Raw genomic sequence first — 17828 nt, forward strand, 5'->3', positions numbered from 1 at the left:
GCAAGCGGAGCGAGGATGGCTGAGTATAACTTCGGATCAAGTGAGAACAACCGCCGCCAGACATTCATTTTACATAAATTCAACTGCTATCTCACGACCACTGCTGTGCCTTTGTTAGCTGGTTGCGGCGATCGGGTCACGACGCTCTCCTGGGGAAGTCTTATGTTGTGAAGCCTCTAGCTTGACGGATCCAATCGGCTGAACCGTAAAATCCGCAGCGAGATCCTGATACGAAAGAACAGGAAGGTCGATCCCGTTGCGGGTGAGAAAACCCCGGACGAAACGCCGGATATCCATCGAACCCAGAATGACGGGTTGGCTCTGACCGCGTGCGATGCTCGAATGGATCTTGCGAAACTGCGAAAGCAGCATCTCGCTATCGCAATCGTCCAAAACGAGATAAGGACCCACGGCGGTGTCGCGCACCGCACCGCGCACGATATCCTCGGTGTGGCGCTCTACGATAAAGGCTGCCACGACACGGTGGGCGTTGGCATAGCGATGACAGATCTGCCGTTTCAGACCGGAGCGAACATATTCGGTAAGCAACACAACATTTTGTTCGCGCTCACTCCATTCTGCCAACACCTCCAGGACCAAGCGAGTGTTGCGAATTGGGATGCCCTCGTCCAGTAAGCGGCGCAGGACATCGGCGATCCGGGGAACCGGCATCGTGCGCAGCACCTCCTTCACCAGATCGGCATATTCCTGCTCCATTCGGCCCAGCAATTGTCGGGTCTCCTGAATGCCCACCAGGCGCTGTGCATAGCGCATCAATGTCGACTGGACGCGCAAGGCGACGACTTCGCTCGGACGGTGATACCCTATCCCGGCTGCTTTGAGAGCCGGCGCATGAAGTTGTTCGATCCAAATCCGATTTGTCTCTACGTCTTGCCGAAAGGGGATACCGCTCAATTCAATATTCGCTACGTCGTCGTTGAGCATGAGTTGCGTCGGATCCACAAAATCTCGCCCAACGGGCACTCCCTCAACGTCTACCCTGAATTGCGATTCAGGTAAAAGCTGGTCTATCTTGGTTGGTATGCGCGGAATTGTGATACCAAGATCAGATGAGACCAGTGTCGATATTCGCACGATTGCCTGCTCGAGTTCCTCTTTGTCGATTGCACCTGCAAGGTTTGGTGCGAGGAACAGCGCGATTGGAAGGGCCTCTGCAGGCAAGGTCTGTTTCTGACCCTGCGATGGAGCTTGAGGCGTACCGGCGCTACTGACCTCCGTCTTGGCGGCGTTCTTGGCGCGCTGCACGCCAACATTGACAAAGCTCGCCGCGCCGAAGAGTACGGCCAGCATGATGAACGGAGGCAAAGGGAAACCCGGTACGAGCCCCATCACAATCAGGACGCCGGCGGCCAACCGCAGCGCTTGCGTGCTGGCCGTCAGTTGGCTGACAATATCGCCACCCAGATTGAGCTGCAAAGGACCATTGACACGAGTGACAATGGTTGCAGCCGTAATTGACAGCAGCAGAGCCGGGATCTGCGAAATTAGCGCATCACCTATGGTGAGGATCGTATATTGATGCAGCGTCTCCTCCAGGGGCATGCCCTTGGAGAGCAAGCCGATTGTGATGCCGCCCAGCATGTTAATGCAGATAACTATGAGCCCGGCGATGGCGTCGCCCTTCACAAATTTCATAGCGCCATCCATAGCGCCGTGAAGTTGGCTCTCTTGCTCCAGCGCCGCTCGCCGACGGCGAGATTCGTTCTGATCGATGTGCCCGTTGCGCAGTTCCGCGTCGATTGCCATCTGCTTGCCCGGAAGCGCGTCGAGCGTGAAACGCGCCGACACTTCTGCGACCCGTTCTGCGCCTTTGGCGAGAACCATGAATTGCACCATGGTCACAATGAGGAATATGACGATGCCAACAGCGATATTGCCGGATATAACGAAATCGCCGAATGTATGTATGATGCTGCCGGCATCCCCCTCCGCAAGAATCAACCGCGTCGTCGCGACGGTAAGCGCTAGGCGAAAGACGGTCGAGATCAGGATGACGCCTGGCAAGGACGAAAAGTCAAGCGGCGTCTTGAGATACAGGGCCACCATCAGCAGCAGTATGGCAAAGCCGAGGTTGAAGCCGATCAGCATGTCGATCAATACGATCGGGATCGGCATGATCATCATTCCGATCGCCAGAAGAAGCATCAACGCGACCATCAAATCTGGGTTAGCTGGTGCGCGCACGATGAGACTATGCAGGGTATTGGCCATGAGAAGCCTGTTATTGTTTGATTGGAGCAGCGCTCCGCAATGAAACATAGCTCTTGAAGAGTGCGCGTGCCTCGGCCATGCGGCCGGCCTGACGAAGCGCATGACTGCGCAAGACCATCAAAGGCAGGCGCGAAGACGGGTCGTCGTCAAGCTTGTCTAACCTGTCCAGTGCCGCCAATGCGTCGTCACCGTGGCCCTCCGAGATCAGAGCGTAGACCAGAATGCGGAGCAGCTCGACGTCGTAAGAATGTTCGTGAGCTACGATTTGCAACAGAGCCAGGCTCTGTGCGCTCTGACCGCAGGCAAGATGGACATACGAAAGCGCGCAGAGCAAATCACGCTCCCTTCTTGTGATGTGCAAAACCTCACCGGCACGTGATAAGTGTGGCGGCGGAGCAGGTGTGAGGTGTTGCTCTCCGTCAGGCGCGGCCATTGCTAGCCTTTGATTAAACCGTTGTCATTCTGCCGGAGCAGAATTAACCGTCGCAGCTCCAACTGCACAATCGCGAGGTCTTCACGAGACACCGAACTCTCTGGCGCGGCCGAGAGCGTATCGGCCAAACGCTCGAGAAGAATGCCCTGCTTCTCTGGGCGCAAAACATGCGAATGAAATAGGCGCGGCGTGACAAAGGAGAGCAGGTTGTCCGCGAGACTGGGACCATTAAGCCAAGCAAGTTCTGAGCCTGGCTTGATCTCACCAATCTCGCCGCGCGCCTCGTTGACATTGACGCGCGAAACGGGATCAATAGAGGTAAGGTCCAGTGCGGTTACGATCGCGGAGACAACAGGCAGATCTTGCGGGGGATCATCCTGGAAAATCGCGAAGCTCTTGCCACCATTTGCATGAGTTCTCTCGATTGCGGATTCCGTGGCTCTAGCAGTCGCCGGCGTAATAGCAGGTGGGTTGTCGTCGACCTTGAGCTCCTCAAAAGAGGCGCCGGGCTCAAGCGAATGCTCAGACAGCCTAGTCATGAGTCTTTCCTCCTTATTCGCGGGCTGAAACTCTAATAGGGGAGGGCAACAAGCCGGCCGTTCCTGCTCAGCAGCAGACGTCGTTCCTCAATCCCATTGACGGTCCATCCGTTATTCAACAGCGCGCCCACGAAATACTTTTGACCAGCGATGACCAGATATGGCTCACTTCCTCGCCAAACGGCTTCGACGGAAATCGAGGACGGCGTCTTCTCCTCCCTGATGGCGACTGCATTGACGAGAACATATGCGTCCTTTCGATCGCGATCGAACCATTCTTGAACTTCCCGCCACTTTGGGAGAGAAGCGCGCGTTACGGTACCGTCAGCAGCGACAACACCCGGCTCAGATCGGACTTTGATATCAAAAAGGCCCGCTCGATCAACTTCCTCTTGCAGCCGTGTGGCAGCTGCTTCGGCGGTCGGAGCATCAGGAGCGTTGGGCGCCAGCTTAGGTGCAACGTCGACGTTACGGTGCAAGTCGGCGTTCACGTCAACAGCGCTGTCCGTCTCGACGAAACTCGTTGAGACGGCGCCGACCGCGACGGAACTGATCAGGACAGAGGCGAGTACCGCGGTCGATCCGAGCCAGCGGCTGATGGAGCCAGCTTGTTTGGAATCCTCTATGGAACAACGGATGGACATCTCGCCCGCATGGATGACGGCGGGAAGAGAAACAGCAACGCGCTCGTTCGGGAGAAGTGCCCGTTGTCCCTCTATCCTTACTTGCGGCGCAAGAGGCTCGATTTCAATCGAATTGTGATGGGGGGTGATACGAAAGTGATGACGTTCGAGCCCTTGTTCGATGAAAACCAAGTCAGCATCCAGGTCGCTACCAATCAGGCTCGATCCAAAGCCCAATTTGCCGGTCAGCCCGGAGTAAAGCCCCGACAGCACCTCGAAATGCAGGGAGTGTGGTTCATTCACGGTCGACGGTCTCCTGAACAGCGAGAGAGCCGTACGGCTCGTTGCGAGCTTTGCAGCTTACGCAGGCGAAGAAAGGTGGAACGACGACGTCGTCCCACCTCCTCCGTTACTGCACCCGCTCGTCGGCGACCTTCTTGATCGTCGTGAGCTCTGTTGAAACGATGCGAAGTTGCACATCCCTCTCAGTCGCTTTGGTGGTTTCAGCAGTCAGAGCGGCGATTTGGGCGTGCCAAGCGGCGTCTCCGGTGACTTCAGCAGCTGCAGCACCAACTGCGGCCGTAGCGGTGCCAGCGGCCCCCCCTGCGACCGAGGCAGTAGTCGCACCAATTTTAGAAGGCATATTGTTCTCCTGTGTGTTCGGGTGTCGCCGCTCCTGGCGGCTCCTATTTCCCGACGCCGCAACATCCGGCGTCAGGAATCCTCCTCGCTAATGGCCTCATGGAAACGAGCCATTGCATTACTTGCCATTTGGACAGCCGCGGCTCCGAGAGCGGCGTTGAATGCTTGGCGCAACGCGGCCTCTTGCGAGCTACTGTCCGGAGTTGACGTGCCATTTCCAGCGCTGCTTGTACCAGGCGATTGACCATGATTGTCATTGTCGTCGGGTGTGCGGGAGCCGTTCTTGTCACCACGAGCAGCATGGAAGTCAGGAGCAACGCGCGCAGTGGCGCTTGAACTCGGAATGCGCATTAAAGGCGTCTCCTATGTCAAGGTGGTCATGCCGTCGTGGCTTTCCTCACTGTGCGAGCATTAGCTTTCGACAAGCTGACGGATCTCAGAAATTCAACCGGTTTTGGCGGATTAACGAATTCGACGTGATTGGTGCATCGGCCACGTGTGGAGATCAGACAGTTGGCACCAAGAAAGACGATCATGTTATGAAGCCGGTTGATCGGGCGGTCTCGTTGATCATCAGGCTTTGAGGCCGAGATGCTATAACGTCCCGCTCGCCGTCGCCGGCGGCATCTCCATCAGGTAAGGCATTAAGACATTTCTCCCTGCCAAGCGCAGGCGGCGATGTGCCTAGATCGGATCAAACACGACCTGGAATGTTAAGCGTGCTGAAGCGATTAGAGCGTCAAGGCAAATCCGCCAAGTCTGCTAAGCCCTCAGCGTCATCGAGCACTTTCCCGCTGAGCGGGCAAAGGGCAAGCCTCGAGCGGTCGCCCTTGGTCTCATTCGTTCTGCCCTATTGCGCATCTCAGTGCGGCGTGTGCCTTCTCGTCGACATCATCTCGTTCTGTCCCGGTGTTAAGAAAGTCGACAAGTTCAGCGTCGGCTGTTGGAACCGGACGGCCGCCTATCGAACTGTTGCGACGACGTGCCGCATTTGGGGCTGCTCTCGAAGCACCGGTCGAGTCCAGCCAAACATAAAGCGGGCCATGGTGAAAACCGGCGAAGCAAAGTCGTCGGATGTGGGTAAGGAGCTCGAACATGCTGGCAAAGCTTGCGAGCCCCTACCGGTTTGGAGTGGAGACCCAACCGCACGAGGGCTGCGCAAGCTCGTCTAGCCACGCAGTTGTGAGCCGAGAGCCCCAAGTCACTCTGACTAGCTGTAAACGCCTGCAGCTTGCATGTCCGCGGACTCAATCCGCTCCTTTAGGGAGTTCAAATAGTCCTCCGCGTAAGATTGTGCCATCGAGACCGGAAGGTTGACGCCGGCCGTCGCGGCTTCTTGAATTGCCTGCTTCGTCAAGCCTTCGCGCATGGCTAGTTTGACCTCCGGGCCGCCGATACAACCCACCGCCTGTGCCGCAAGATTGAGTCCCGCTTCTTCCAGCGCCTGCTTTATGTTGCCGCCTGTGATGGCTGTGTGCAGAAGATTTGCTGCTTGCGCCTCGCTCTCGAGTATCATTGACGCGAGATCGGTCAATTCCCCCAAACCTGGAATGAAGCCGAGTACACCAACTGCCGTCGCAGCCCAGTCAAGCACGTTGGAGCCCACCTTGAGCACTTCATCAAAGGCGTGCATGAAGGCACCTCCGTTTTTCTTGGGTGACTTGACGTCCGGCTGGTCCGCCACGCCCGTCATCATGTCCTTGACGGCCGCCTGGTCGGCAGCCGGCTGAACAGCGTGCTGCTTCAATTGGTGAGCGGTGCGGTTCGCGCCGGACATGTTGCTGAAGAAATGGGTGAAATCGTTACTGCTGATGTTGCCGGAATCGACCGTATGGCCGCCGCCGAAGTCGAAGAACTTGTGGTGGGTCTTGTAGCCTGTGATCGAGTTGTTCAGCAATCCGAACAAGAGAGGATCCGACAACAGCTGGGAGGCCGCCTTTCGCACGTCCGGGGCGAGACTCTTGTCATCGACCATACTAGTGAGCGTCTCCCGGGTCAGGTCACCCTTCCCGAAAAAAGCCGCTTGGTTCTTATTGATCGTACCTAGCGTATCCAACTCGGCATGCGTGAGGTTCATCGATGACGAAGCCATCTGCAAGAAGTCCTCTTTGTGGACCTTATCTACCGAGCCGCCATACAACTGTTTCCATTCCTCTGGATGATTGAGGAAGTATCTCGCGGCTGCGAGAACCTGAGGTGGGCATTTACCCGTTTTAGCCTCGCCATCAACGATCTGCCTGAAATCCGCGAGGCTCAGGTTCTTGGGCAAATTATCAGAATAGCGATAGAGCTCACGCAGTGCGTCGGTCTGGGTCATAACGCAGGGCTGGCCGTTTCCGGTGCCGTCCGACGGAACGTAGTTATGCTCGTAGCGCCGCGCCTGCTGCTCCTGGAATGCAGCCACTTGTGAGTGATGATCGGAGAAGCCGGAGAGATCTCCTGCCTTGATTGTCCCCCCGCAGCGGCCATCGCCTTGTGAGCCTATCGCATAGAAGAGCTCCGGATCCTGCTGCAATGCTTCGATCGCCGTCTTCAGATCCGGCGGTGTGGAGGGGTCCGTCGCCAAATCTACGAGCGACTTCCAATCTAGGGGGCATTTATCTTTATGACGGTTCAGCACCGACACAATCTGCAACTCGGTGTCAGTCAGAGTGCCACTGTTCCATGTAATCCGTGAGCTGGGTACTGGCGCCGCTGCAATCGCAGTGGAGGCCGCAGCAGAGGTTGACTGCGGGGGCTGGCTATACGCTTCTGCGTCCAATGCAGCCCTAACGTCGGGTGGCACGATATTCCCCGTCAGCTGTATGAGCTCCTCCGTCAGGTTCTTAGTCGACTCCGAGGCCGAATCCTGTGGTGCGGAATGATCGCCGGTCGTGTCATTTAAGGCGTAGCTCGCAAGCACCGCCTCGAAACTTGACAGCTCTTGCGCCGGAGTGAGCCCGGGGGCAAGCCCGGACAAAGCCACGTTCGAGTTGGCGGCGAGGGATAGGTTGTTGACTGACATTATACATCCTGTGCTGTGAGATTGCGCCACCGTCCTGTCACACCGTGCAGCCCGAGTTCGCGACGAACACCAAGTGTTGATGGGCAGATCCAACAACTCCTGGCGGCTGCTCCCGGCGGCTGAGTGAGCGTCCAGTGCTCAGGTCCCGATCAACAGGCTCATTGCCTGCTAGATATTCACCCCCTTTTATAGTAGCGGGAGTTAGCTTTCGAGAAGCTGACGGCGCTCAGCGGAATGCGCGAACGGACATGAATGCGGTGTTGCGCAATACCCGCATCCCCCCAAAAGTGTCTGCCACTCCGTCGCGTCCTCACGCGGCAGATGGCAAAAATGGGAACTCGGGCCTGCAATCCGCGGAAGATCGGCGCGGGTTCGTGCAACAAAATTAAATGATACTGCCGCGTCGTCTGGCGATGGCGAGTGGGCGCGCTTACGGCCCGTTACGAGAGGGTTAGCGTCTGCTCCGTCAGCGCCATGAAGCATTATGGGATCAGTCACCGTTTGCCGGCAAATGTACTCAAACGGTTGAGATCGTCGATCGTTGAGTGGAGCTAAAGCCGTAGCCAGCGCAAGAATGATGCTGCCCACCTTTCCAGTTGAAGGCATCACCGTCTAGGTCTCGGGCTCTCATGCCGACAGCATCAGCTTTCAACATGCTCACAAAGAAAGCCGCGACCGCATTGAGCGCCGTTGTAAGCGACTTTTGCTGTCCAATTCATCTCTGGCTTGGGCCGGGCGCGTGAGCCACGTTATCTTGATGCGTCGCCTCGGGCAAAACAGGTCCCTCCGGTCGTCCATCACGAATAACCGTACTTGAGGAGCCCCGAAACAACATCAAGACCGACGCGGGCGCCGGCTTTGCGGTTGTCGTAAGAGTTCGTCGCGCCTGGGCCTCCGCCACTAGGCCGTTGAGCATTTGGTCGACGAGCGCGATGAAGCGAGGCGGACCAGAAGCGAAGACCAGTCCATCTTCCGGTGCGGCTCTCACGACGTAGCGTTCATCGGAAATTTTGAGTGCATCGAGTGCCGCCTTGAATGCATCGAAAGTGACCGGGTTTAAGACAAGCAGGCGACTTTCCGCCTCGTGCGCGTCGGATACGTACAGCACCAGCCCGTCATAGTACCACTGAAGATTATAAAGAGTGGTCACGCGTTCGAGGAAATCTCGCGGCGCGAGATCCGGCATGCGCCCGCGAATCCGCCCCTTTACATGGGTGCTGACATTGATTCGAATATTCAAATTGTTGCCGAACTCCTGCAGTGCGGCCGCGAGATCCTGATCCAGAACTGTGTAAGTATAAGGCGTGGATGGCAGCTCTAGAGTGGCGCCGAGCGCCCTAACCGCGCTCAAGGAGATGAAAACACCAACAATTAGAATGTTCTTCAACGTGTGCAGCCTCGTGGTGTGGTTGAGTATTCCAGGCGGTCATGCGCTGGTACTCTTCCAAAGTTGGAAGACGAACTTCGTCGCAAATTGGAAGCCAATCGTGATTTTTGGATGACGTAGCTCTTGATCCACGTCAGGTTTTGGTCAGCTCGGCTCGCTAGGGTGCCGAGCCGTTCCCGGCAACGACAGCTAATAGACGCGAGAGCAATGATTCCTTCCGTGATGTTTGGCGCGATGCCGATCTCTGCCAACCTCGGCGAGTGTCTCACCGAGGGGTGTTCATCGGCGCCGGGCAACTTTCATGAGCATCTTGCAAAGGCGGCATCGAAACAAGGCGCCGCCTCTTTGGTGGCCGACAGCGCGTTGGCGCCACCTGTACCGGAGGTTCAGCGTGCAGTCGCGCAGACAGGTCCACTGGGCGATCGCATTCTGCAGAATCTTTTTGGAGCGCACTTAGGCAAACCATATCCTTCGACCGGACTCCCTTCGATCGGCGAGCCGGGCCCTTCGAAGAGCGTCCAGCTTGGGCCCGCCGCGCGGCCTATCTCGCGCTTGGACGGAGTCGATGTCCATGTTATCGGAAAACCAGAAGGTGCCGACAATTTCGAGTCGACGTTGCAGAATCTGCGGGATGTTTACAACGGCGTCATTCAGGTTTCGCTCATCTCCAAGAGTGCTGGCGCCGTCGGTTCATCTCTGAATAAGCTGCTATCAGCGGGCTGAGCGGCGGTTGATGGTTCTTTTCGCGCAAAGAAAGATCGGTCGCGGCGCGACTTCTGGAAGGCAGGTGCATGCCGTTCTCCTATTGCCGCTTGTGCTGTTGCTAGCCGGCTGCAAGGCCGATCTCTATACGAAAGTTCAGGAGCGTGAAGCCAACGAGATGCTTGCCCTTCTCCTTAGTAAGGGTGTCGATGCAGTCCGTGTTGTCGCTAAGGACGGTAGCAGCACGATTCAGGTCGAAGAAAAGCAATTGGCCGTTTCGATAGAACTGCTGAATGGCCAGGGCTTGCCGCGCCAGGTGTTTAAGAATCTTGGGGAGGTGTTCAAGGGATCCGGCCTGGTTGCGTCCCCAGTTGAGGAGCGCGCTCGTTACGTTTATGCCCTAAGCGAAGAATTGTCGCGCACAATCAATGATATCGATGGGGTTCTCTCCGCCCGGGTTCATGTTGTCTTGCCGAAGAACGACCTTTTGCGACAGGATGCGACCCCGTCCTCGGCGTCGGTCTTCATTCGACATGGTTCCAATGCGAACCTCTCAGCCTTGTTGCCCCAAATCAAGATGCTCGTCGCCAATGGCATTGAAGGACTATCATACGACAAGGTGGCCGTCGTTTTCGTGCCGGTTGAGCGAGCGCAGCATGAGATGTTCTCTGCACCAGCAGCTGCTTCGATCCACCCGACCAAGTTCACGTCAGCCACCTTTCTTGCGATCGTGGTCGGGGGTGTCGGCGCCGCGGTCGGCATTCTATCTTACGTGCTGCTGAGCACACGTGTGCGCCAGCTAGGTCAATTCTGGCGGAAAGTGCCGAATATTGACACAGCGGCGAGTATGCCCGCCGTCCTAGCCGCTGGCAAAAAGCGGAACTCCGATGCGAGATAGGCCGAATGCAATGTCCGCAACGATGACATCCAACGAACCAAATCATTTGCTCAACCAACATTCCGGTCGGCCGCGGGAGCTTGCTGCGATAATCCATCCAAGCCGTTTTGCTGAACGTCTTGATGCGTCGCTGGCGGCGTCTACAGTGCTGCAACTGCAGAAAACTCCCAGACTACAGGAAAGACTAGTCGAACTGCTCCTAGGCAGTGAACTGGTCTTGAAGGGAAGTAGCTGGGGAAGGGGCGCTTTGCTTGGGCATGATCCGCATCGTGCGGCATTGCTCGCTGGCGGCATTTGGCATGCCCGTTCGGTACTGAAGCTGGTGTCAAAGCATGATCTTGCTCCACTGATCGGAAATATTGGTGCGGAAGCACATGCTTTCGCTATCCGACATGTATCCAGCGCCGTCGAAACCCAATTGATTGTCGATCCGGAGCAACTTTCGCAGCGGATTGCACATGACGGATATGCCTGCCTTGGCGCTTTCCTCAAGCGAGCCTCAGAACTCGACCGTACGCGCGTGCTTCTCTGCTTGCCTGTCGGGACTGCCGCGGAGAGTCCAGCCGCCGAACATCACAAAGCCGCGGGCCAATTGATGTCTTTGGTGATGACCCATTTGGCCGCAGAGACACGGCCGGCATGACCGCGGGTGAGCCAGCATTGCCAGAACGCCCGCAGATACGTCCGGTGGGTCCAGTCATACCAGCCTCGGAACTTGGGATCTGGTGCGATGTGGTACAGACGCGCGCGCTAGCTCAGCGGTATCTACAGCAGGTTCGCAACTGGGCAAGGAACGCTTATCATCGCGAGCAGGCGCGCGGGCACTCCGAAGGCCTGAAGACAGGCTCGGACGAAATGGCGCGGCTGGTTGCTCGAGCTGCTTCTGAGCTGGCGCGGCGAAAAGCCGTGCTGGAACAGGAGCTGCCACAACTTGTCATTGAGGTCCTGAACGACTTGGTGGGCTCGTTCGATCCGGGCGAGATGTTAGTGAGGTCGGTTCGTCACGCTATCGAGCAAAGATATGGCGGTGCGGAATTGCGCCTTCATGTGTCTCCTGTGAACGTCGATGCCATGACATGCGAGTTCGCGTCATTCCATGGAACGCATGGGCGTCCGAAGGTCAGAATTGATCCGGACCCGGCTCTAACGCCGGACCAATGCGTTTTGTGGAGTGAGTTTGGTAATGTCGATCTAGGACTTGCCGCGCAGCTCCGCACACTGCGCCTCGCCCTTGCTCCGCCTGTTCAGGAGGACGAACAATGACTTCCCAAAGGCCAAGCTATGGCAATGCGGCTGCTGAAGGCGCGGTGCACGCAGCATTATCATCTCTGAAATCTACGGCAAAGCATGTCGATACGCGTGCTGTGCGCGGACGAGTCACCCGAGCCGTCGGCACCTTGGTCCATGCCGTGCTGCCCGGGGCCCACGTTGGGGAGCTGTGCCTATTGCAGGATCACAGTACGGGATGGTCACTTGATGCGGAGGTGGTCGGTCTGCTGCCGGATGGAGTATTGCTCACGCCAATCGGCGACATGGTAGGCATGTCTAGCCGTGCGGAAGTGGTTCCGACCGGGCGAATGCAGGAAGTTGCGGTCGGTGCCGATTTGCTGGGCCGCGTCATCGATAGCTTCGGCCGTCCGCTCGACGGGAAGGGGCCAATAAAGACGACCCACACTCGTCCCCTACGCGGCAGGGCACCCAACCCAATGAGGCGGCGGGGGATCGAGCAGCCTTTTCCGCTCGGCGTCCGCGTGCTCGACGGACTTCTGACGTGTGGCGAAGGCCAACGGATCGGAATCTATGGAGACGCTGGTTGCGGCAAGTCGACGCTGATGTCGCAGATTGTTAAAGGCGCGGACGCTGAGGTCACCGTCGTTGCGCTTATAGGAGAGCGCGGACGTGAGGTGCGTGAATTCATCGAGCGCCATATTGGCAATGCCATCGATCGGACGATCGCTGTCGTTGAGACCTCCGACCGGTCGGCAATGGAGCGCGCGCAATGTGCTCATACGGCGACGGCACTCGCCGAGTACTTTCGTGATCAGGGACAGCGGGTCGTTCTCATGATGGATTCGTTGACGCGCTTCAGCCGCGCGATGCGTGAAATCGGCCTAGCCGCGGGAGAACCTCCGACGCGGCGAGGCTTTCCTCCCTCCGTCTTTGCGCTGCTGCCGGCTCTGTTGGAACGTGCCGGTATGGGCGAGCAGGGCTCGATCACGGCCTTCTATACCGTACTTGTCGAAGGTGACGGGACAGGCGATCCAATCGCCGAAGAGTCGCGCGGTATTCTCGATGGTCATATCATTCTCTCACGCGCGCTCGCATCGCGAGAGCATTTTCCGGCCATCGACGTGTTGTCGAGCCGAAGTCGCGTGATGGATGCGGTCGTCTCTGTGTCACATCGAAAGGCCGCCTCTTTCTTTCGAGATCTTCTTTCGCGCTATGATGAGGCCGAATTTTTGATCAAGGTCGGTGAGTACAAGCCAGGGGGCGATCCGCTGACCGACCGAGCAATCGCGTCGATCGAGGACTTGCGGAATTTCTTGCGCCAGGGGCAGGATGAACCGTCCAGCTTTGAGGAGGCCATCACGTGGATGTCGCGTCTTACCGACTGAATCCCAGCCAAGCGTCGAAATTGCGGCTGGTGAAGGACATGAGGGAGCGAAGTGCGCTTCGTCAATTATCCAATACGCAAGCCGAACGCCAAATTGCGGTTAAAGCGATGGAGAAAGCTTCCAAGAATGCCGCCAGCGCCGAGAAACGCCGCGCAAGCCTCGAAGCTGAACTTTATTTAGAACTCGCATCGTCTAACAGGATGTGCGTCACCGAACTCGACCGTAGGCTTCATCTCGTCATTGGACGCCTCACAGCTGAGATCGCAACTGCACGCCAGGTGCTTGAGCAAGCGCGCATCGCTCAACAGCAGGCCCAGGCGGCGGTTGTTGAGGCGCGGGTCGTGTGGGCCAAGCGTTCGGCGGCGAGCCAGAAATGGCAGCAGATTGAGTGCGATGTGCAGCGCTCGACCAACGCTTGCTCGGAGTGTGCAGCTCAAATCGAAACGGACGATGAGGTCTTGCTCCGGTATCAGAGTGGCTCGCGAAGCCAGGCAATTGGCGTTTTGATTTAATGGCTGCTTCTCTTATGTCGGCGCGAACTGCCGACCCCGTGAACATGAGCGCGGAAAATGCGGTCGGTGAACCGGCACGATTCGTGCCGCGGCTAAGATTGTCGCATAGCGCGGTCTCGTGCCTCAATTTGATGGCCCCCCGGCGAACGGTTCTGAAGAGCCGCCTTGGCGATACGCCGGTCTCGATATGTATTAACCGGCTTGTGTGGCAGGCGCAGCAATCGACCGCGCCGATGCTTGATTGTGTATTTCGCGTCGGAGCCGAAATGGCCGTCTTGTCGGTGCCGCGCCAGTTGGCGGAGGCATTGATTTCGACAGTGCAGCATGGCCTTACGTTACCTTCGGACCCAGCCCGCTCTTTCGTCCTCGAACTTGCGCTTGAACCATGGTTCACTCGAGTAGAGCATCTGCTAGCGCAGGATTTGCAAATTATCCGCATCGACGAAGCAACGATGGAAGGTCCTTATCTGGAACTCGACATCGTCTACGGGGCGCTCGTGGGCAAGGCGCGGCTGTTCCTATTCTCGTCTCTTGAGGGTCCGGTTCCGGCTGCCTTCTGTAAGTTAGGCGAGATGCTTGGCCAATTGCCCCGAGAAATGCGCAAGCTTTCCCCGGAGTTGCCCATCATGGTTGCCAGCGAGATTAGCTCGCTGCGCGTGTCCGTCGGGCTTCTTCGCCAAGCACAAACTGGCGATGCGCTGTTGCCGGACGTCATTCCCTTTGCGAGCGGTCAGGTCATCCTGACTGCGGACAAATTGTGGGCGCCGGCGGAGATTGCTGGCGACAGACTAATCTTGCGGGGACCCTTCCGCCTGCAACCCCACCCTCTCAAGAGTGCATATATGACAACACGACCCCAAACCCAGCCATCGACCCTGCCCTCGGAAACCGACATCGACAGCATTGAGATTACGCTCGTGTTCGAATGCGGCCGTTGGCCTATCCCGCTGGGTACGTTGAGGAGCGTCAACGAAGGGCATGTCTTTGAACTTGGCCGTCCCGTTGACCGTCCGGTTGACATTGTTGCCAATGGTCGATTGATCGGCCACGGCGACATCGTGCGTGTCGGGGAGGAACTGGCCATCAGGCTACGTGGTGGGTTGGCGGTCAATGACTGACATTCAGCCAGGCATTCCTGCACTTCTTGCAGCGACGGTCGGTCTCGGTCTGCTGGCGTTCGCAGTTGTCACGACGACGGCATTCATAAAAGTTTCCGTCGTTCTCTTCCTCGTGCGCAACGCGCTCGGAACCCAATCCATACCCCCGAACATCGTTCTGTATGGCGCTGCATTGATCCTTACGGTCTTCATTGGTGCTCCAGTGCTGGAGCAGATCTACAACCACGTTACCGCCCCGCAACTTCACTACCAAACGCTCGATGACTGGGCGACAGCCGCTAAGGAGGGAAGCGAGCCGCTGCGCGCTCACCTGAAAAAGTTCAGCAGTGAGGAGCAGCGCACGTTCTTCCTGTCATCCACAGAACATGTTTGGTCAGAGGAGATGCGGGCAAACGCTACAGCGGATGATTTTGCGATTCTTGTACCGTCCTTTCTGATCTCGGAATTAAAGCGTGCCTTTGAAATCGGCTTCCTTCTCTATCTTCCATTCATCACGATTGATCTGATTGTAACGACGATTCTGATGGCCATGGGCATGTCAATGGTATCGCCCACAATGATATCTGTTCCTTTTAAGCTCTTTCTGTTCGTCACGATCGACGGATGGTCGCGGCTCATGCACGGGTTGGTGTTAAGTTACGCCACGGCCGGAGGTTAATATGGACGAGACCAGCATCCTCACGCATTTGACCCGATCGCTCGTCCTCTTCATGATGTGGGTTCTGCCACCGCTCCTAGCAGCTCTCGTGGCCGGCTTGGGTGTTGGCATAATACAGGCGGCAACGCAGCTCCAGGATCAAACCTTGCCCCTAACCGTGAGGCTCCTCGTCGTCGTCGCCGTGCTCGTTCTGTTTTCTCGGGTGCTGAGTGCGCCGCTTATCGAACAGGCCAAACATATCTTCACGGAGTTCCCCTCTCTCACATCGAGGTATTAGTGAGGAACCGAAGGCCGAGTTTGTGAGGACAAAACCGCCCATCGACATCACCGGTGAATTACCAAAGTGGCTGGCCAGTTTGTCGAGCGAGCATGAGAGTATGGGGATCGACGGCCTACCCTGCGGGCTCGCAGTGCGGCTGGTGCTCTCGTTGAGCGCTATTAGAACGAACACCGCCGACTATTTGCGGCCTTGGCGTCAAACATTAAGGCACGGCGAGCGGAACCGGTTAGATTAGCTGAGGCGAACAACGAGCGCCGCGAATGCATGCTTTGTCACCCACCGAGGCGCAAGCTCTAATTCAGAGTGCTGTCGAGTTCGTCGTTGCAGCGGGCCTTAGCGCTGCGCGGGCCTTAGGCATTATGTTGGTGCTTCCCGTATTCACGCGGCCGCAGATTAGCGGGATGATCCGCACAAGCTTGACGATCGTGATTGGACTGCCATGCCTTGCGCATGTCAAGGCCGGTCTGCAGACTCTAGATCCGGCCACCCGTCTGGCCGCGGTCGCGTTCCTCGGTCTCAAAGAGATATTCGTCGGCCTGCTGTTCGGGATGTTCCTAAGTATACCGCTATGGAGCATCCAGGCAGTTGGCGACATCATTGACACGCAACGGAGCGTTTCAAGCCAGTTGGACGATCCTGCGACGCGCAGCCAGGCCTCCGCCACGGGTCTCTTTCTCGGAACTGCTGGGGTTACTATTTTCGTTGCGTCTGGAGGTCTACAGACGATGGTTCGGTGCCTGTATGGCAGCTATCTGATCTGGCCCGTGTACCGGCTACTACCTCCTCTGACAATGCAAGGGGCAATGGAAGTTGTAGCGCTTCTCGATCATATCATGCACACGGCCCTGCTATTTTCCGGACCCGTGCTGGCTCTGCTGCTCCTGATTGAGATATCCCTCATGTTGCTAGGGCGGTTTGCGCCGCAAATTAAGCTGAACGACCTCTCCCCCACCATCAAGAACGCCGCCTTTGGCATCATCATGGTGAGTTACACCGTCTTCCTCATGGAATACATGGGAACGGAGATTATCCAGTCCTACGGAGTGCTGGAGTGGCTCGGGAAGTTCCTAAAATGAGCGACTCGAGCGAAGAGAAGAAGCGTCCGCCAACTCCCAAGAAGCTACGGCAGGCGCGTAAGAAGGGACAGATCCCGCGCAGCGCCGATTTTGTGAGCGCGCTTAGCATTTGCGCCGCATTCGGCTGTCTATGTTTCCGAGCGGGCGCGATCGAGGGCGTATGGCGTGAGGGGGTGCGGCTCGTCGACAAGCTGCAGGGGCAGCCCTTCAACAGTGCGGTCCAGCAGGCACTGGTCGGATTGATCGAACTTTCGTTGACGAGCGTTGCCCCAATCATTGGAGCGGCCGTGGCTGCAGGCATTCTAGCCAGTGTCTTGGCTGCTGGTGGGCTGACGTTCTCCGTGGAGCCGCTGAAACCAAGCCTTAAGAAATTGGATCCAATCAAAGGGCTCAAACGGATTGTCTCTCAGAAGTCGCTTGTCGAGCTTGGTAAGTCGTTGATCAAAGTGTTCCTTCTCGGCGTAACGCTGTTTTTCACCTCACTCGCAAGTTGGAAGGCGCTGGTGTACCTGCCTGTCTGCGGTTTGGGTTGTTTCAGCTTTGTATTCAAAGAGGTCAAATTCTTAATTGAAATTGCTGCTGGGGCGTTTCTGATCGGCGGCTTGACCGACCTGCTAATTCAGCGCTGGCTATTCTTGCGTGACATGCGCATGACGGAGAGTGAAGCGAAGCGCGAGTCTAAGGAGCAGGAAGGCAACCCACATGTAAAGGGCGAACACCGCCGGCTTCGTCGGGAATCGGCGAGTGAGCCGCCGCTCGGAGTCAATCGGGCCACATTGATACTGACGGGCCCCGCGATGTTAGTTGGACTGCGCTACGTTCGTGGACAGACCGGAGTGCCGGTTTTGGTATGCCGCGGTGAGGACGAACTTGCTTCACAGTTGTTTGATCAGGCGAGGGCGCTGCATCTGAGCATTATTCAGGAACCTGCTTTGGCGCGTCAGCTGATCCGAAAGGGAATAATGGGCAAGGCCGTTCCGAAGGACTGTTTCGAGGGGGTTGCAAAGGCAGTCTTTGCCGCTGGCCTGGTCTAGCTTGGCGCGGCAATGCGATGCATTCGGGCGTGTTAGTCAAAGACGTCCAGTCGCTACTTGATCTGTAAGTCACGT

At 57.2% G+C, this 17828-nt stretch carries 18 protein-coding genes; 11 read left to right on the forward strand and 7 right to left on the reverse strand.

What is annotated here, in order from left to right:
* Positions 1-114: 114 nt before the first annotated feature.
* The 7 genes from sctV to ACWAT4_RS40085 all read right to left on the reverse strand — a co-directional run bounded on the left by sctV (position 115) and on the right by ACWAT4_RS40085 (position 8860).
* Positions 115-2232, reverse strand: a complete 2118-nt coding sequence (sctV, locus tag ACWAT4_RS40055; protein WP_128929726.1) for a type III secretion system export apparatus subunit SctV — start codon at positions 2230-2232, stop codon at positions 115-117.
* 10 nt (positions 2233-2242) lie between these two features.
* Complete coding sequence (locus ACWAT4_RS40060) at positions 2243-2665, reverse strand: histidine kinase (protein WP_128929725.1); 423 nt, start codon at positions 2663-2665, stop codon at positions 2243-2245.
* A gap of 2 nt (positions 2666-2667) precedes the next feature.
* Positions 2668-3204: a hypothetical protein gene (locus ACWAT4_RS40065; protein ID WP_128929724.1), complete on the reverse strand. Its 537-nt coding sequence runs from the start codon at positions 3202-3204 to the stop codon at positions 2668-2670.
* Between the two features lie 32 nt (positions 3205-3236).
* Positions 3237-4130 carry a SctD/MshK family protein gene (locus ACWAT4_RS40070; protein WP_128955094.1) on the reverse strand — a complete coding sequence of 298 codons (894 nt, stop codon included), beginning with the start codon at positions 4128-4130 and terminating at the stop codon, positions 3237-3239.
* A gap of 106 nt (positions 4131-4236) precedes the next feature.
* Positions 4237-4470: a hypothetical protein gene (locus ACWAT4_RS40075; protein WP_128929722.1), complete on the reverse strand. Its 234-nt coding sequence runs from the start codon at positions 4468-4470 to the stop codon at positions 4237-4239.
* 1209 nt (positions 4471-5679) lie between these two features.
* A complete protein-coding gene (locus tag ACWAT4_RS40080; protein ID WP_128929721.1) occupies positions 5680-7473 on the reverse strand; it encodes an HrpF/NolX family T3SS translocon protein in 1794 nt (597 codons plus the stop codon).
* A gap of 715 nt (positions 7474-8188) precedes the next feature.
* On the reverse strand, positions 8189-8860 hold the full coding sequence (locus tag ACWAT4_RS40085) for a nodulation protein NolW (RefSeq protein ID WP_128929720.1): 672 nt from the start codon (positions 8858-8860) through the stop codon (positions 8189-8191).
* A gap of 207 nt (positions 8861-9067) precedes the next feature.
* Between ACWAT4_RS40085 and ACWAT4_RS40090 the strand changes: the two genes are divergently transcribed.
* From ACWAT4_RS40090 to ACWAT4_RS40140, 11 genes are all read left to right on the forward strand, one after another.
* Positions 9068-9583 carry a nodulation protein NolB gene (locus tag ACWAT4_RS40090; protein WP_232995593.1) on the forward strand — a complete coding sequence of 172 codons (516 nt, stop codon included), beginning with the start codon at positions 9068-9070 and terminating at the stop codon, positions 9581-9583.
* A 10-nt stretch (positions 9584-9593) separates the two neighbouring features.
* Entirely contained in the window at positions 9594-10460 is an 867-nt protein-coding gene (gene sctJ, locus ACWAT4_RS40095) for a type III secretion system inner membrane ring lipoprotein SctJ (RefSeq protein ID WP_128929719.1), read from the forward strand.
* Between the two features lie 10 nt (positions 10461-10470).
* Complete coding sequence (locus ACWAT4_RS40100; protein WP_232995592.1) at positions 10471-11103, forward strand: nodulation protein NolU; 633 nt, start codon at positions 10471-10473, stop codon at positions 11101-11103.
* Positions 11100-11723 (forward strand): type III secretion system stator protein SctL, encoded by a 624-nt coding sequence (gene sctL / locus ACWAT4_RS40105; protein WP_128929718.1) that lies wholly within the window; start codon positions 11100-11102, stop codon positions 11721-11723. The genes ACWAT4_RS40100 and sctL overlap by 4 nt, the downstream gene beginning before the upstream one ends.
* Entirely contained in the window at positions 11720-13075 is a 1356-nt protein-coding gene (gene sctN, locus ACWAT4_RS40110; protein ID WP_128929717.1) for a type III secretion system ATPase SctN, read from the forward strand. The genes sctL and sctN overlap by 4 nt, the downstream gene beginning before the upstream one ends.
* On the forward strand, positions 13051-13587 hold the full coding sequence (locus tag ACWAT4_RS40115; protein ID WP_128955093.1) for a hypothetical protein: 537 nt from the start codon (positions 13051-13053) through the stop codon (positions 13585-13587). The genes sctN and ACWAT4_RS40115 overlap by 25 nt, the downstream gene beginning before the upstream one ends.
* 44 nt (positions 13588-13631) lie before the next feature.
* Positions 13632-14705 carry a type III secretion system cytoplasmic ring protein SctQ gene (gene sctQ / locus ACWAT4_RS40120; protein WP_128929715.1) on the forward strand — a complete coding sequence of 358 codons (1074 nt, stop codon included), beginning with the start codon at positions 13632-13634 and terminating at the stop codon, positions 14703-14705.
* Complete coding sequence (sctR, locus tag ACWAT4_RS40125) at positions 14698-15363, forward strand: type III secretion system export apparatus subunit SctR (RefSeq protein ID WP_128929714.1); 666 nt, start codon at positions 14698-14700, stop codon at positions 15361-15363. The genes sctQ and sctR overlap by 8 nt, the downstream gene beginning before the upstream one ends.
* A 1-nt stretch (position 15364) precedes the next feature.
* A complete protein-coding gene (locus tag ACWAT4_RS40130; RefSeq protein ID WP_128929713.1) occupies positions 15365-15640 on the forward strand; it encodes an EscS/YscS/HrcS family type III secretion system export apparatus protein in 276 nt (91 codons plus the stop codon).
* Positions 15641-15903: 263 nt separating this feature from the next.
* Positions 15904-16719 (forward strand): type III secretion system export apparatus subunit SctT, encoded by an 816-nt coding sequence (gene sctT / locus ACWAT4_RS40135; protein WP_128929712.1) that lies wholly within the window; start codon positions 15904-15906, stop codon positions 16717-16719.
* Complete coding sequence (locus ACWAT4_RS40140) at positions 16716-17753, forward strand: EscU/YscU/HrcU family type III secretion system export apparatus switch protein (protein WP_128929711.1); 1038 nt, start codon at positions 16716-16718, stop codon at positions 17751-17753. The genes sctT and ACWAT4_RS40140 overlap by 4 nt, the downstream gene beginning before the upstream one ends.
* Positions 17754-17828: the final 75 nt, after the last annotated feature.

Source organism: Bradyrhizobium sp. T-1, assembly GCF_053592855.1.

What these genes read in the sequence shown, in the direction of transcription:
- sctT (WP_128929712.1), top strand. Translation starts at nt 15,904, where the DNA reads ATGCATGCTTTGTCACCCACCGAGGCGCAAGCTCTAATTCAGAGTGCT.
- sctN (WP_128929717.1), top strand. Translation starts at nt 11,720, where the DNA reads ATGACTTCCCAAAGGCCAAGCTATGGCAATGCGGCTGCTGAAGGCGCG.
- sctL (WP_128929718.1), top strand. Translation starts at nt 11,100, where the DNA reads ATGACCGCGGGTGAGCCAGCATTGCCAGAACGCCCGCAGATACGTCCG.
- sctJ (WP_128929719.1), top strand. Translation starts at nt 9,594, where the DNA reads ATGGTTCTTTTCGCGCAAAGAAAGATCGGTCGCGGCGCGACTTCTGGA.
- ACWAT4_RS40060 (WP_128929725.1), bottom strand. Translation starts at nt 2,665, where the DNA reads ATGGCCGCGCCTGACGGAGAGCAACACCTCACACCTGCTCCGCCGCCA.
- ACWAT4_RS40090 (WP_232995593.1), top strand. Translation starts at nt 9,068, where the DNA reads ATGATTCCTTCCGTGATGTTTGGCGCGATGCCGATCTCTGCCAACCTC.
- ACWAT4_RS40130 (WP_128929713.1), top strand. Translation starts at nt 15,365, where the DNA reads ATGGACGAGACCAGCATCCTCACGCATTTGACCCGATCGCTCGTCCTC.
- ACWAT4_RS40075 (WP_128929722.1), bottom strand. Translation starts at nt 4,470, where the DNA reads ATGCCTTCTAAAATTGGTGCGACTACTGCCTCGGTCGCAGGGGGGGCC.
- ACWAT4_RS40140 (WP_128929711.1), top strand. Translation starts at nt 16,716, where the DNA reads ATGAGCGACTCGAGCGAAGAGAAGAAGCGTCCGCCAACTCCCAAGAAG.
- ACWAT4_RS40080 (WP_128929721.1), bottom strand. Translation starts at nt 7,473, where the DNA reads ATGTCAGTCAACAACCTATCCCTCGCCGCCAACTCGAACGTGGCTTTG.
- ACWAT4_RS40100 (WP_232995592.1), top strand. Translation starts at nt 10,471, where the DNA reads ATGTCCGCAACGATGACATCCAACGAACCAAATCATTTGCTCAACCAA.
- sctV (WP_128929726.1), bottom strand. Translation starts at nt 2,232, where the DNA reads ATGGCCAATACCCTGCATAGTCTCATCGTGCGCGCACCAGCTAACCCA.
- ACWAT4_RS40065 (WP_128929724.1), bottom strand. Translation starts at nt 3,204, where the DNA reads ATGACTAGGCTGTCTGAGCATTCGCTTGAGCCCGGCGCCTCTTTTGAG.
- sctQ (WP_128929715.1), top strand. Translation starts at nt 13,632, where the DNA reads ATGAGCGCGGAAAATGCGGTCGGTGAACCGGCACGATTCGTGCCGCGG.
- sctR (WP_128929714.1), top strand. Translation starts at nt 14,698, where the DNA reads ATGACTGACATTCAGCCAGGCATTCCTGCACTTCTTGCAGCGACGGTC.